Annotated in this window: 10 protein-coding genes; 7 read left to right on the top strand and 3 right to left on the bottom strand. The window is 42.9% G+C overall.

Annotation, left to right across the window (positions count from 1 at the left end):
- Positions 1 to 436: 436 nt before the first annotated feature.
- On the bottom strand, positions 437 to 4,099 hold the full coding sequence (locus tag KSMBR1_RS08305) for a serine/threonine-protein kinase (protein WP_099324894.1): 3,663 nt from the start codon (positions 4,097 to 4,099) through the stop codon (positions 437 to 439).
- Between the two features lie 366 nt (positions 4,100 to 4,465).
- Entirely contained in the window at positions 4,466 to 5,083 is a 618-nt protein-coding gene (locus KSMBR1_RS08300) for a sigma-70 family RNA polymerase sigma factor (RefSeq protein WP_099324893.1), read from the bottom strand.
- Between the two features lie 247 nt (positions 5,084 to 5,330).
- Here KSMBR1_RS08300 and KSMBR1_RS20925 point away from each other — a divergent pair, with 247 nt between their 5' ends.
- The 6 genes from KSMBR1_RS20925 to KSMBR1_RS08280 all read left to right on the top strand — a co-directional run bounded on the left by KSMBR1_RS20925 (position 5,331) and on the right by KSMBR1_RS08280 (position 11,679).
- Positions 5,331 to 5,654 carry a hypothetical protein gene (locus KSMBR1_RS20925; RefSeq protein ID WP_157820478.1) on the top strand — a complete coding sequence of 108 codons (324 nt, stop codon included), beginning with the start codon at positions 5,331 to 5,333 and terminating at the stop codon, positions 5,652 to 5,654.
- Positions 5,655 to 5,765: 111 nt separating this feature from the next.
- Positions 5,766 to 6,434: a carboxypeptidase-like regulatory domain-containing protein gene (locus tag KSMBR1_RS08295; protein ID WP_099324892.1), complete on the top strand. Its 669-nt coding sequence runs from the start codon at positions 5,766 to 5,768 to the stop codon at positions 6,432 to 6,434.
- A gap of 14 nt (positions 6,435 to 6,448) precedes the next feature.
- Complete coding sequence (locus tag KSMBR1_RS08290) at positions 6,449 to 6,856, top strand: hypothetical protein (protein WP_169703193.1); 408 nt, start codon at positions 6,449 to 6,451, stop codon at positions 6,854 to 6,856.
- Positions 6,857 to 6,880: 24 nt separating this feature from the next.
- Positions 6,881 to 7,030, top strand: a complete 150-nt coding sequence (locus tag KSMBR1_RS20920) for a hypothetical protein (protein WP_157820477.1) — start codon at positions 6,881 to 6,883, stop codon at positions 7,028 to 7,030.
- Between the two features lie 489 nt (positions 7,031 to 7,519).
- Complete coding sequence (locus KSMBR1_RS08285; protein ID WP_099323573.1) at positions 7,520 to 9,256, top strand: IS1634 family transposase; 1,737 nt, start codon at positions 7,520 to 7,522, stop codon at positions 9,254 to 9,256.
- 275 nt (positions 9,257 to 9,531) lie between these two features.
- The gene (locus KSMBR1_RS08280; RefSeq protein WP_230408061.1) at positions 9,532 to 11,679 is read left to right on the top strand and encodes an AAA domain-containing protein; all 2,148 of its coding nucleotides are present in this window, start codon (positions 9,532 to 9,534) and stop codon (positions 11,677 to 11,679) included.
- Between the two features lie 182 nt (positions 11,680 to 11,861).
- Here the strand turns inward: KSMBR1_RS08280 and KSMBR1_RS08275 are convergent, their stop codons facing one another.
- Positions 11,862 to 12,965 carry an IS4-like element ISCku3 family transposase gene (locus KSMBR1_RS08275; RefSeq protein ID WP_076611654.1) on the bottom strand — a complete coding sequence of 368 codons (1,104 nt, stop codon included), beginning with the start codon at positions 12,963 to 12,965 and terminating at the stop codon, positions 11,862 to 11,864.
- Positions 12,966 to 13,068: 103 nt separating this feature from the next.
- On the opposite strand from KSMBR1_RS08275, the gene KSMBR1_RS08270 reads away from it, so the two are divergent.
- Positions 13,069 to 14,922 (top strand): DEAD/DEAH box helicase, encoded by a 1,854-nt coding sequence (locus tag KSMBR1_RS08270; RefSeq protein WP_230408060.1) that lies wholly within the window; start codon positions 13,069 to 13,071, stop codon positions 14,920 to 14,922.
- Positions 14,923 to 14,956 lie beyond the last annotated feature (34 nt).

Here is a 14,956-nt window from a genome sequence, read left to right as displayed (position 1 = left end):
TCATGTAGAGCGAAGATGTTCTTCGCGCTGAAACAAGTGAGCTTCTCCCCATACGCATCAACCGAACCTTCCTCTCGTTTCCAAGCTCCACAGAATGGGTCAAATGGACAGTGTGGTCTTCGCGGGTTCACTCATTAGAACCTGAACCAAACGTTTTATACTTTCAATCCTGCCTTCTATAAGCAGAACAAATGACAAATGACAAATAAATTCCAAATTCCAAGCAGGGATTTTGTGATTTGGGCAGTGGAATTTTACCGTAGTACATGGCCCCATTATCCGCATAAACTCATGGGTTCAGGCTTCGTCGCGAGCTCTGCCGAACGATTGCAAACCAGAACCCGTCGGGAGTCGTGTAATGTTTACGCTGAATAGTTACATAACTTTCACCTTATTCCCCATCAATAAAGGGGGTAATGGGGTTGTTTCCCTCAACTTATTGAGAAGTTACGATACTATCGAGACTCTCTTGTACAAAGGCATCATCCGGGTTTTGGGACAAATATTGCCTGAGCACGTTTATCGCCTTCTCGGAATCCCTTAAATATTGATAAACAATGGCCAACCATAAATAACCAGTCCTTTGCTTAGGAAGAAGTTTGATTGCGTATTCAGCCGTTTCCTTTGCCTTTTGAAGAAGGCCTTTGTGTAGATACGCCTTTTCCAATTCATCCCAAATTAACGGCAATTCCGTCTGGATTTTCAGGGCATTGTTTAATGCATTTATTCCATCATCGAAATTGTTTCTTGCAAAGTTTATTTTTGAGCGTGAAATGTACAGCGATGTTTCATGATGAGGCAATAGGTCATTTGCCGTATGCGCAGGCGTCTTTCGTTTAGAATCTTCCTCTTGTTTGATAAATTCTTCCGCCTTATCAAGTTGATTCTCTTCTATCAAAAGCGCCGTCAGCGCAATGATAGTGATGCCTATGTGAACCTGGTCGGGAGGGTAACAATCATTTATATTCGTTGGCAATGTATCAAAATATCTGAAATAAGTTTGAATGGCCTTGTTTTTGTCGCCGGCAGATAAGTGTGCAACGGCTTTTTTACGATACATTTCAGGGTGATTTGGCAATCGGCCCAAACCCTTTTCAAGCGTATTCACGGCGCTTTGGCAATCTTTCTTAGCCATGTATAAGTCAGATAAATTTGTATAAATGGATTGAACTACATATTTATCTGCTGTATCGCTGCGCCCTAAATAACGCCATGAGTTTCCCGTCTCTACAATTTTCATGTTGTCCAGTTTATGCATCAGCGCATTGAATTCTTTCTCTGCTTCAACATTGTTGCCTGCACGATATAACGCACATGCGAATTTAAAAGTAATTCCAAACCTGTCTTTCTCGTCCCGCAGATATCGCAGTGCCTGGCGATATGCCTCGCTTGCCTTTTCGTAATCATGTGAATATATTTCGTGAAACATTCCATAATATTTCCAGAGTACGCTGGTATGGGGGTGTTTATCAAGGATGCCGGTGCATAGTGTTGTAACATTCTCAATGCTATCGCCGGATTTTAACCTTAGTCGTATTAAGTGGCTGATTATGTTTACCTTATCATTAAAATCGTAATCATCATTAAATTCTTCCATTAACATTTTTTCATATAATGCCTGACAAAGATTCATACAGGCGGCATCATTTCCGATGGACAGATAATATTCACTCAGCACACTGCCAAAGCAATATTTGAACGCTGGTTTATTTATTAAAGCCTTGTCATAGAACGATATTGTTTCAGACATGGGCTTGTTATTGAACAAGAATTTAAGATAATTAATATGGTACTTTCTGCTTAAATTTTTATTGCCTTCTGTTTCTAACAGCAATCTTTTCAGGCAATCTTCTTTTTCCGCAAGGCATTCCCGGATTTGCCCCTGAGAACCTGTTTCTTTTAAGATTAAAAGTTTAGTGTCAAGCAGCATATCTAATGTAATAAGGTTACATTTTTTTGCGATACCCTTATTGCATATATCAAGTGATTTTTCATAGCTACTTTGCTTTCTGTAAAAAAATGCTAAAGCGAAATCTGATAAGCAGCTCATATCAAGTTCCTGTGCTTTAAGATAACATTTTTCTGCATTATTAATATCGCCGGTAGTTTCATACAAACTACCCAAACCCAAATAACACAGGGGATTCCACGGTTGTAATCCGGCGGCTTTTTTATATTCGGTTATCGCCTCTTCAAATCTGCCAAGGTAGTCTCCAAGAATTTCGCCGCATAACAAGTGCCCAAGCGCAACGTTGGGCCTGAGGTTGGATACTGCCAAACACTCGTCCAGATTTCTTTCTCCTGACAGGCGGTTTTTTGCAAATATTCTTGACAGCATGGCAGGATAAAAATCAGATTCTTTTTCCACGCACATTTCAAACAAACGCAGGCTTTTCTGCTCTCTTTCAGGGATATCGGGTTGTTGGCATATTAACAGGCCTAATATGTAGGCTTCCCTGGAACTCAGGGATTCCAGGTGGTCTGATGAAATACCTCTTTCATAAATTTCAATATTACTGCCTAACGGCCCGGACTGTAATAATTGAATGCATCTGAAATCCGGATTAATTTTTTCGGCATCTTCGAAATCCTTCAATGCGCCTTCTCTATTTTCCCCTGATACCAGATATGCTATCCCCCTTTGAATTAACGCCCACCAGTTTTTATTATCTATCTGCAATACTTCGTCATAGTATTTAATTGCTCTTTCTGTAAGCGTCTCTCTGGCTAATAATGGCCAAGGCAGGGAATTAAGCGCCGCCTGACACAGCAGTACGTCCGCTTCGTCAAGCAGTTGATTAACATAGGCAATCCTGTGAGCTTCACCCTCTTTCTTCCGGTTATGGTGATATAGAGCAAAACATGCGAAGATTAAACACAGAACCAGAAAACCCATAACGGTTTTAACCGGATTTCTGCGTATAGTTTTATAGGTTCTGATTGTAAAAGGAGTTTTTCTTGCAATGACAGGCCTAAAATCTAAGGCATTTCTTATATCATTGGCAAATTCAAGGGCTGAATCGTACCTCTCGCCTGGATTCTTTTTAAGGGTATGCAGCAAAATAGTGCCCAAATCCCTTGAAAGTTTCGGACAGTATTTTCCTGGAGAAGTCGGTTCTTTTGATATGATCTTCGTTAAAACATCATTTATCGAAGCGCCTTCAAATGGGGTATGGAATGTAAGGCACTCATAATAAGCTGCGCCTAATGAATATACATCGCTCCTGCGGTCAACTTTATCCGGGGATTGGATTTGTTCCGGCGACATATAATTCGGAGTTCCAAAAAGTTCGCCGGTAATGGTAATAGACTGATTTGTCTCGCTGTTCGCCAGCCCAAAATCAACTAATTTTGCATTGCCATCTGTGTCAATCAGGATGTTTGACGGCTTAATATCTCTGTGTAAAATTCCCTTGTTGTGTACATGATCCAATGCAGACGCAATATCTATGATTATTTTGCTAATGGTTTGAATATACTCGTCGTCAATTACCGGCCTTCCTTGTTTCGTCTGCGATGTATCAACAGAAGCGGTATTCTTCGACCTGACATAATCAGAAAATAGAGCGCTGGCGTTTGTGTTTTGGTTTGATGAGCGCATGTCTGCAAGCACATTGCCTAATGAATCGCCGTTTACGTATTCCATTGCGAAGTAGAAATATGGCCCGTGCCGCCCGGTTTCATAAATTTGCACAATATTGGGATGGGATATCTTTGCCAGCAGATTTGCCTCTCGTTTAAACCTTTCCAGCGTTTTACTACGAATCCCGCTGACGTCGCTGATAACTTTAAGCGCCACATGCCTGTCCAGCGAGGTTTGCCTGGCGAGAAAGACAGTTCCCATGCCGCCTGAGCCTATTAGCTCAAGTATTTCAAAGTCACCCATCTTTTGGCCAATAAGCTGATGTGCTAAACGGTCGTTTTCATCCTCTCCTGTAAGGGAAGCAAATAAACTGTTGATTTTTTCAAGATTTTCAATCCGTTTCTTGATCTCGTCTGCTATGTCAGGGTACTTTCTCAGGACATCATCTAGCCCTGGATCCTTCCCCTGCAACGTATCATCTATAAATTGTTGGACGATTTGGTCAAGTTGATTCATTTTACAGATCTTAGTACCTTGTCAGTAATTTCTTCGAAGTTTTTGGCAAAATATTTAATGGTGAAATCTGAAATAAATTCATAATTTCAATTCCACCCCCTGCACCCCCGCCAGCGGTGGACATTCTCCCCCCTCGGAGGGGATATGGGGGAGGACTTTGTAATTTATGCTTGTTTGGTTCCGGCTATGCCCGCTTAGGAATTATTATTCTTTATTCTCGTAACACTTTGGTTTTTTTGAAACCGTAGGGGCGAAGCATTTGCTATAACGGGCATACATGCGTTCATGCCCAAACGGGCAAATGCTTCGCCCCTACATCGTGCAGCAAACAATGTTACTATTGGAATTTTTCAAAAAACTAAAGTGCTACCTATTCTCCCCAAAAGCATTATTTAGGGCATTAAGCGCCCTTACTAGCAGCATCCGGGTGGCATCCGGGCTTTTGCCCAATTTTTCACCAGCTTGTTTTTGTGAAAGTCCTTCTGCCTTTGTTAACAGGATTACCTCCCGATATTCCGGCTTTAGTTTTTGCATAGCCTTTTCCAGTTTGTCAAGGTCCTCCTCTTTAGACAATATTTTGCTGGGTGTTGCTGAATCCATTGGTTCATATGTATGTACACTGCTATCATCTTTTAATTGTTTATTGCTGCTTAAAGGCTGTTCCCTTCTATGGTCGCGCACCTGTGCCCTCATCTCACTTATTTTGTCACGTATTCTGTTTTCCGCAATATGTGACAACCATCGTAAAAAATCACCTTCATTTTTATAGGTAAACTGTTTCAAATCACGAAAAGAACTCAATAATGCGTCCTGAACCAGATCCATTGATTGCATCTTACTTCGCAATTCATTGCCCATGCGCATCCTGACGATTCTTAGAATACGCCCGCAGTATATTTCATATAGTTTTTCAATTGCCGGTTGATCACCAGACTTTGCAAGCATAACCAAATGAAGTGTTTGTGGATTAACGGATTCAGGCATGTTTTCATAATCTCCATAAATAAAGCCAGTTATAGCCGCAATAATATTTATTTTTCTAAAAAAGTCAATTAACTTCGTTCGGTTTTACAAATTTTTCCGCTATTAAGAGTAGGAGCATAAAAATTGTAGTTGTCAAAAAAACCTTTTTGAAAGGAGGTATTAAATCGTTTAACGAATTATTTAGCCAGTAAGAAGGACAAGTAATATTAAAAATATTTTAAACATAAATTTAAAAGGAGTAATAAAAATGAAAAAAACAATCGCAATTTCACTTATTGTAGCAAGTGTGTTTATAGCCGCACTGACTTCTAAAGCAGATGATTACGTTCATGGATATTATAGAAACAATGGAACCTATGTTAAACCACATTATAGGTCAAACCCTGATAGAAATTTTTATAACAACTGGAGTACATACCCGAATATCAACCCATACTCAGGAACAAGAGGCACAAGAAGAACTACAAATTATCAAATAAGTAATTCATTTTCTACGCCAAAGTATTCTTATTCCTCAGGGAGACAATATTCATCCTCAAACTCTTTCGGTAATTTTTTTGGAGGAAGATAAATTAATTATTTCACGACTTGTTCCCAAACTCTTGTTTGGGAACAAGCAGTCAACCTGTCACTACAGTATTGAAAGCCGCCTAAAGCTTAATTTTAAAAGGAAGGAGTAAATATGAAAAAGTTGTTATTTGTATTGCCATATTTGTTTGCCTGTAGCGTTGCCTTTGGATATGACTACGTAGATGTATCTGGTAAGGTAAAAAATATGGAAGGAATGGAACTTGAGGATGTTGTTATAAGACTCGACAACGATTCAGACCATTACAGGGCAACGACCGACTGGAACGGCGATTTTGAACTATATGACGTTGCAGTAAACACTTATACTGCTACATTTGAGAAACAAGGATATATAACATCCACGCAAGAAATAACAATCAATGGCGATAGTTATGAAATGAATATCGGAAGTTTTTATTTAGAAAAAGATATTGCATCTGGCATGGCTGGCGCATGGGAAGGATATCTGAAAACTTGTATATGGGATTTAGATGTATCAATAACCATAACACAAACCGACGAAACTATATCGGGAACGATATTGGCAAATGGCCGCCCGTTTGGGAAATTAACGGGAACGATATCCGGCGATGATATAGAATTTGAAATTGAGAAATCAGCGCCATGCAGGGGATTTATCGAAGGAAATGGATTTGTTACAGAAGAAAAAATTATACTGGTATTTACTGATGGCAGGGATTGCCAGGGCGAACAAAACGTTGGAAATTGTGAATTTGTGAATTGTGGAAAGCGGAGTAAATGGAAATTAAGATTAATATAGAAAGGAAGGGTAATATGAAAAGGGGAATATTGTTATTTATTGTGTCTTTGGTGTGTATTGTTTTTACGGTAAAAAGTGATGCATACGCCTTAGTAAGTGATGGTTTAGAGGGAACATGGAAGGGTTATTATTCATCGAGTATACTTTCCAGCACAAGTGTAACTGTAAAGCTGAAGAAAAAGAGCAGCACAAAATACAGCGGTACTTATAAGGCAGGAAATGGCGCAAAGGGAAAGATTATCTTGAAAATAAAGGACACCGGCAAGCAGAGGATAAAAATGAAATCAACCACATCAGGTTGTTCCGGCTCTTACAGAGGCAATATAACAAACAATGATGGGTCATATATAGAATTCGATTTTACCGGCAACGATTGCTCAGGGTCGCACAAAAACGGAGAGGGGTATGTGGAAAAACAATAGAGATTGTCAGGACGGGCAAAGCTTATGGAATTGGGAGTTGTGGAGAGAGAACTCAGTATCCAGAAGTGCAGAAGTGACATCCTGAGTCTCCTGGCAATCTCCGTTCACAGAAATAGCGCCTTCAATTATGTATGGTGCACAAGAGATGAACACGGACATAATGGCAATGAGTAGTGATTGAGTTTTCTTAAAGTATCGTGCATCAAAAGGCTGATTATTGAGGATGAGGGGCACACCTAATCAGGCTGTCCGCGAAACATACAAAAGTAACCTCTTGCGGAGCATCAAGGAAAATGTAATAATCCCAACTCCTTACCGATAATATGCAAAATGATGGATTCTCCATGTGAAATTATCTGTTTTTTTTGAAGAGTAGGCAATAGTAAAAAAGCAATGAGGGAATTTAATACGATGTTAGCTATAAACTTAACAATTACTGGTTAGGCGAAAAGTTATGGGGACTAGCGTGAGTTTATCACGAAATAAGGTGTAAGACAAAGACATCAAGTTGCAATCCAATGATTTGTATCGGGTTGCGACTTTTTTTGTCTAAAAAATTATGTATACACTGAATAATACTATATTTATATTGCATTATATGCCTGTATATACTATTATACACGGAGTATTAATCTATTACGTATACACTAACAACTAATAGCCATGGCTACCATTCAATCTAAAAACTCCAGAGGTTATAAATATTGGTATATTGTCGAATCGCGGCGCGTTAACGGCAAGCCCAGGCCCATCGTCCTGGCCTATCTTGGCAAGGCAGACGATTTATTAAAACAACTGCAAGGTCTTACCGAAAAATTACGGCTCAAATCTTATTCACATGGCGCGGTAGCCGCATTGCTAAGTGTGGCCAATGCCCTGGACGTCCCTTCCGTGATTAATAAATATATAAAGTCGCCACGGCAGTATTGTGCTAAAAAACCTGTTCGAAATAATCTGACCGCCGGAAGTACCCTCTTGTTGGGTGCCGTGGGGAGAGTGTGTGTGCCTACCAGCAAAAGAGGATGGTGGGATTGGGCAAAGACGACTACTGCCGAATACTTACTCAGACACAGCTTGAGTAAAATAGACAGTCAGCATTTCTGGGATTTGATGGATGCACTTCCTGAAGAATCCATTGCAGAAATCGAGCGCGAATTAATTGAAAAGACATTTAAAACATACAACCTTCAAAGCGACACACTGTTTTTTGATACAACCAATTTTTTCACGTATATCGACACAACTAATCTGCGATGCACTATTGCCCGGCGGGGGAAAAACAAACAAAAGCGATACGATCTCAGGCAGGTCGGGTTGGCGATGGTCGTTACACGTAACGACATGATACCGTTGTTTCACCATACCTATCAGGGGAACATGGCGGATGCAAAGGTGTTCAGCGCGGTTCTTGAGACGATAAAAGACAGGATGACCGGATTAGGTTTCGACAGCAAAAAGCACACTATTGTTTTTGATCGTGGAAACAATTCCATGGACAATATGGCTATTGTAGAGAGATTGGCATTGCATTACGTTGGAGCGCTTACACCGTATCATCACAAGCAGTTGGTAGGGGATGCCATGTGTAATTTCAGGGAATATGACGTTGACGGCAGTAAGATACAGGTGTACCATGACAAACGGGTTATTTGGGGGCAGGAAAGAACCGTTGTCGTATTTATTTCCGAGAAATTAAAGGTTGGGCAATTAAGGGGAATGTCTCAGTCTCTGGAAAAGGCAGAACATCAGTTAAAGCTCTTACAGCAGCATCTGTGTAATCCAAAGGGAAAGATGCGGGACAAAGAGGGTCTGGAGGATACGATAAGAAGTGTAGTGAAATGTCAATTTGCGAAGGATGTTATCGATTGGTCGTTAAAAGAGGTATCTGAAGGCAAGTTTCAATTGAATTTTTCAATCGACCAGAAAAAGCTCGAAGAAATAGAAGGGGAACTGGGGTTCAGGATTCTTATGACAGACCATCACGATTGGGATACCGCGGACATTATAAAAGCCTACTATGGGCAATCAAAAATTGAACATGCCTTTAGAAATCTCAAGAACCCCTATCACCTTGCTTTAAAACCGCAATTTCACTGGACGGATCAGAAAATCAGGGTGCATTTTTTTATTTGCGTCCTCGGATACCTAATGGCGGCGATTGTGTGGTATCAGGCAAAAGCGCACGCACAATTTAGTGGAACGTTAGATACCCTGTTAGACACCCTTAATAATATAAGGCTTTCTGCTATGCTTGAAGAAACAAAGGCCAGAGGGAGAGTTAAGGCTACCTACAAATTGGAAGAAATGTCCGACAAGGAATCTCTGTTGATGAATGCGTTAGGCATTATGGATTTCCACAAACATCGGCTGAAACTTCAAGGACTCAGTGTATACAATTGATGTTGTGCTTAACGCATTGACTGTATTTATGTTACGTTGCTTCATGCCTTATTTTGTGATAAACTCACGCTAGGGAACTCTTAAACGATCAACAGGCAGATAGCCATAGGGTGCAGAAAGCCGTTAGGCTTCTCGACTATTTGACACGACTTGCTTTACTTCGCGCGAAGCTGATCAGCGACATTGCCGAATACGAGAATGTCCTTTGGGTATCAAACGTTCCACATGAGCGGGGGTGCTTTACGCAGGCATGGGGGAGCGATGAGGAACATGAGATGGATGAATGGCTGGAAGTGCAAAACCGGCGCGAGCCAGAATTGCATGCCATTCCCATTCAATGCAGAGACTGGCTTAACCAGTCGGCGCTCTGCAATAAGAGTGATTTGCCGGAACTCCTCCCGGAAATCACCCAACAAGTCCAAAATCCCGACTGGCGCGAAGGATCGCATCAGCCGGAAACCATGCCACGCACCGAACGCCTTGGCGAACATCCCGAAGTTCTGCGGGCATGGGAACGTTATGTTGAAGACAAGTGGCTACCATGGACGGAAGATCACAATGCGTGGGAAAAAATCCACCGTGTCTATTCCGAGCTTTTTGCCATTCATCAAGAGCAACTCAGGCTTGGCGAGGAATACGAACTCGTACTTGGGTTGGGTCTGCTTACATGGCAGACGCCCACTGGGCAGCGCGTCAGACGTCACTTGGTTGTCGCGGATGCCATTTTGGAGTTTGAAGCTCATCTGGGTAAATTCACCGTTCGGCCTCATACCGAAGGGGCAAAACTCCGGCCAGAATTCGACATGTTGGATGTAGAGGAACAACCGCCGCGCGCCGAAGAAACTGCGAAGTCTTCGTTGGCAGGAGAAGAAGACGATCCATGGGAAAAAGGGGGCATTGAAAGCGTGCTTAAGGCGTTGGTGCATTCGATCGACTCCCAAGGTGAGTATGACGACTCCTTGGCGGCGAAAAGCATCCGTGCATCAGCGAAGCCAATTGTCGAATATGCTCCCGCTTTGATCCTACGAAAGCGCTCCGCAAAGGGTCTTACCGAAACCTTGAAACGGATCAAGGGGCGGATCGAAAATGCCGAAGGTATCCCTGACTTATTCGCGGACCTTGCCGAGATTTCCAACAAGAATGACTACGAAACGGGCGATGGTTTAGAAGAATCAAGCAGCGCATTCGATGGAGAAGTTTTCTTCCCAAAGCCATCGAACGAAGATCAACGACGTATCGTTGACAAGATTCGTGCGGAAAATGGCGTTCTTGTGCAGGGGCCTCCCGGTACGGGAAAATCTCATACTATCGCGAATCTCATTTGCCATTTGCTCGCCACTGGCCAGCGAACGCTTATCACCGCCAAGACGCCGCGTGCTCTTCAGGTACTTGAAGGACTTATCCCGAAAGAATTACGCCCTCTCTGCATCAACTTGCTTGGCAGCGGTCTTGAGGAGCGGCGATCTTTGGAATCCAGCGTCGGCGGCATACTTCGCAAGAATGATGAATGGAAAGAGGATCGGGCTAAACATGAGCGCACGGAACTAGAAGATCGACTCCAACGCCTCCGGCAGGAGAAAGCCAAGGTTAATCGACGGCTCCGCGATATCAGGGAATCCGAAACCCAATCCCAATCCATTGCGGACGGAACATATCGAGGTACGGCAGCCCGAATAGCGGAGGCCGTCAACCGTGACAGAAGCGTTTACGAATGGTTCGCGGACACCATCCCCTTGGACAAGACCTGTCAGTTATCCGCCAGCGATTTGCGTGATTTTCTTGAGGACATTCGTTATTTTGCACCAGAAAAGCGTCAAGAATTGAGCCTTGAATGGCCAAATGCCTTGCCTTCCACAGAACAGTTGGCCAATCTTGCTGAGAACGAGGTGAAAGCGACTGAGGACGAAAGCAACTCGGTAATCGGGGCAGATGAACGTATCGCCGATCTGATATCAAAGGGCAATTTCGCGACCATCGAAACGATTCGTGACGCTTTCTCCAATTTTCGCGACGCACGAAGAAGGATGATGGCGTCGCCCCATTCATGGATGGCAGATGCATTACGCGATATCTTGGGAGGTAATTCATCCTTGTGGCGCGAGCTTTTCCGTATCACGGGAGATGCTATTGCATCAGTCGAAACTGTAGTCACAATCGCTGACAATACAAGTATTGTTTTCCCAGACAATACCAATATCAGTACGCTACGAGAAGATGCCAGAAAACTGAAAGAGCACATGGAGGGTGGAGGGAAGCTGGGTTGGGGCCCATTTCGGCCCAAAGAGGTCAAAGAGCGCCTCCATGTAATCAAGACTGTGCGTATTGGAGGACGGTCTTGTTCCGCTGTCGAACATTTTTCAAATCTTTCCGATGCATTGCATGTCCGGATCGAGTGTGAGAAGGCGTGGGGGTTCTGGGCATAAGCGCTAACTTGTTTTAGGTATGCTCGAAGTATTTTGATATCTGTGTTTTTCGGATTCTTGTATTTTCTGCTAAAGAACAAGCAATGTCATTCCAGCACTTAAGAACTTCCTGTAATGATAACGCTGGTTCTATAGCCCGTTTTACTTGATTAAGCATAAAAGCAAATTCACGCCATTTGCTTTTAGTCTTCTTGCTTGACAATGAAGTATCCCCAGGGGGAAAAAGACGTAGCAAAATCTATTAGTTTTTCTGTCAAAAGAGCAACGAATAGTTTGCCATAAAGCCAAGCTTTTGAGCTATCATCATCGTATTTAGGTAAGTGTCCAAATTGTGCTATTTGTTTAAATCTTTTAAAGACCAGTTCAATTTGCCATCGAACTCGATACCATTCTAAGATATCAAAAGCGGTAAATTGATTTTCAGGAAACGTTGTGAATACTATTACGTACTTGGCATAAATAAGGGTCTCCGGTTTTAGTTCAATGCCCTTTTTGCTTGCATGTCTTTTAAGTTTTTTATGAGCTATTTTAATGGCTTCTTCTGTTTTGCGTATTATACAAAGACGACCTTTGACATATTCAGTATTATCAACGTTTGGAATAAAAACGTTCCATGATTTTATAGCAAGGGGTCTTTTTAAATATTGGATTTCTTTCAATAAAGGAAAGGGTTTCTTTTCTTCGCCGAATATCCGTAGAGATTGCGAATTAACTCTAACGCTAAGATAAGCGCCTTTCCTTGTTGCATGATGAATTCCTTGGCCAGTACAGTAACCTCTGTCAGCTATAATATAATCATCTTTTTTCATCGGAAACTGCCGAAAAGATTCTCCTGTGCCTTCTCCTTCAGTTCCCGTAAGTTTAAAGAAATCGCAAGATAATGAAGGAACCTCAATACTATAATGAATGCGCCAAAGACTTCCTGTTTTCCCAGGTTCCTTTACTGTTGTTGCATCAAATAAGCGAAGATGAAAATTATTCCGTTTATTAATTTGGAGGCCACGCTCACGGAATAAAGATAAACATAATTTATATAGCCATTCTTTGCTCTTTTTTAATCGCTTTAATAAGGCAACATCGGATAAATCTGCTAAGTTAGCACGCTTGGCTAGAACTACTGTTTCACGCAATGAATAGCCACATCCTAAATGAATTAATAATGTTCGAAGAAGCTTTTCTTCAGATTTATCCTTGCGCAAGCCTTTTAAAGCATTTGTATCAACGGCTAAACTTTTCCAATCGTTTGGGAAGAAAGTTCTTAGAAGATCCCAATCTTCTCTCATCATGGCTTTATCCTCCTATAGAGTGATTAGCGGGATAATTAACATAAAAATACCATGATGAATAAAATTTGTCAATAAAACAAGTTAGCGCTTATGGGGGTTCTGGGTGGGGCGAACCGATAAGATTCAAGGCCCTTATGCTCTACAATTGACTGCGCTCAAATCACTGTGTGACGCTCTTGAAAATGCCTTGTCGCTTGAAACGCTCATTGGAGAATGCCGTGGGATCATACGCCAGTTTCAGGCTATAAGCGAACCCTTTTGGGCTGACGAATCTCAGGTTGAAAGGATAATCGCGTCATGCGGCCTTGCGCATATCCGTCTCCGCAAGCGGCTTGTAGCTGAAGAAATACAAAGCATTGAGGCTCCGGTATCGTACGTTGCCGCCATGGGCAACGCACATCCGGTAACGAACGAATTGCTACACGCGATTCGTGACCGCAATGTAGATGGATTCGCGAATGCCGCGAGCAAGATTCAGGAATTGGAAAAGGAGCGTCAGCGCCTTCAGAAGATGGATGAATACCTCTCGGAAATGAGCCACCGACTCCCACGTCTCACGGATGAATTGATGCGAACCTGTGACGAGCCATATTGGGATGAGCGACTTCAACAAATTGGAAACGCTTGGCATTGGGCGCAGGCGCAATATTGGATTGAGGAATACATACGGCAGGAGGACATCCCTGCCCTCGCCAAGCACGCCAAACAGATCGAGGACGAGATCAACGCCATTATAGCTAAACTCGCCTCGCTCCATGCCTGGTCATTTTGCTTTTCCCGACTCAATAGCAATCATCGACGCCATATGGAAGCCTGGCAGCAGTCTATGAGGCGGCTTGGTAAAGGCACAGGAAAACACGCGCCACGCCACAGGCGTGAAGCTCAACAGCACCTCAATGAGTGCCGTGAGGCGGTTCCGGCATGGGTTATGCCTCTCCACCGAGTTTGGGACACGGTGGATCCCATACCTGGTATGTTTGATGTCATTATCATAGATGAGGCATCGCAATGTGGAGTAGAGGCACTTCCTCTATTTTATCTAGGCAAGAAGGTATTAATTGTTGGCGATGATAAGCAGATCAGCCCGGCTGCTGTAGGCTTGCCTCGAGATGCCGTGCATCGTTTGATGGAGGAATTCCTACATGATTTCCAATTTAAGTCGTCATTCGATGTCGAAAGCAGCCTGTTTGATCACGGTAAACTTCGCTATGGAACGCAACGAATTACCCTACGCGAGCACTTCCGCTGCATGCCGGAGATTATTCGTTTCAGCAATGACCTTTGCTATTCAGATACGCCGTTGATTCCCTTGAGGCAATATGGGCCTAACCGATTAGCTCCCCTTGAACTTGTTTTTGTAAATGGAGGGTATCGCGAAGGTTCATACAACCGGACGATCAATCGCCCTGAGGCCGAAGCCATCGTTAAAAAGATCGTCGAACTGTGTGGCGACACCAGGTATGACGACAAGTCGATGGGTGTGGTTGTGCTTCAGGGCGAAGCACAGGCGGCTTTGATTGAGAACCAATTGCTTGAACAGTTGGGCGCCGAGGAAATGGAGCAGCGGCATTTGGTCTGCGGTAATCCATACAGTTTTCAGGGTGATGAGCGAGACATTATGTTGCTATCGCTTGTTGCGGCCAACAATGAAAGAATTGGCCCTCTAACGAAGGCTTCGGACGAACGGCGGTTCAATGTTGCCGCCAGCCGTGCCCGCGACCAGATGATTTTGTTCCACTCTGTCACTTGTGACGAACTCAGCGCCTCCTGTCTTCGTCGACGACTCCTTAGTTTCTTCGAGAACACGAAACCACAACAGATTGCAGGAATTGAGCGTAATGAGCTTGAGCGGCGCACCTTTCAAGATAATCGACGAGTTGTAAATCCCCCCGCGCCATTTGAAAGTTGGTTTGAGATTGATGTTGCATCGGATGTTCACCCCTGCCAAAACGCATAAGTGCTTAATACATAGTTTGTTAAGGCTGTATTTT

It is taken from the genome of Candidatus Kuenenia stuttgartiensis, assembly GCF_900232105.1.
Lineage (GTDB): Bacteria > Planctomycetota > Brocadiia > Brocadiales > Brocadiaceae > Kuenenia > Kuenenia stuttgartiensis_A.
The sequence above is the reverse complement of the archived record's forward strand: the minus strand, read 5'-3'. Positions and strand labels throughout refer to the sequence as shown.

What these genes read in the sequence shown, in the direction of transcription:
- KSMBR1_RS08305 (WP_099324894.1), bottom strand. Translation starts at nt 4,099, where the DNA reads ATGAATCAACTTGACCAAATCGTCCAACAATTTATAGATGATACGTTG.
- KSMBR1_RS08300 (WP_099324893.1), bottom strand. Translation starts at nt 5,083, where the DNA reads ATGCCTGAATCCGTTAATCCACAAACACTTCATTTGGTTATGCTTGCA.
- KSMBR1_RS20925 (WP_157820478.1), top strand. Translation starts at nt 5,331, where the DNA reads ATGAAAAAAACAATCGCAATTTCACTTATTGTAGCAAGTGTGTTTATA.
- KSMBR1_RS08295 (WP_099324892.1), top strand. Translation starts at nt 5,766, where the DNA reads ATGAAAAAGTTGTTATTTGTATTGCCATATTTGTTTGCCTGTAGCGTT.
- KSMBR1_RS08290 (WP_169703193.1), top strand. Translation starts at nt 6,449, where the DNA reads ATGAAAAGGGGAATATTGTTATTTATTGTGTCTTTGGTGTGTATTGTT.
- KSMBR1_RS20920 (WP_157820477.1), top strand. Translation starts at nt 6,881, where the DNA reads ATGGAATTGGGAGTTGTGGAGAGAGAACTCAGTATCCAGAAGTGCAGA.
- KSMBR1_RS08285 (WP_099323573.1), top strand. Translation starts at nt 7,520, where the DNA reads ATGGCTACCATTCAATCTAAAAACTCCAGAGGTTATAAATATTGGTAT.
- KSMBR1_RS08280 (WP_230408061.1), top strand. Translation starts at nt 9,532, where the DNA reads ATGGATGAATGGCTGGAAGTGCAAAACCGGCGCGAGCCAGAATTGCAT.
- KSMBR1_RS08275 (WP_076611654.1), bottom strand. Translation starts at nt 12,965, where the DNA reads ATGATGAGAGAAGATTGGGATCTTCTAAGAACTTTCTTCCCAAACGAT.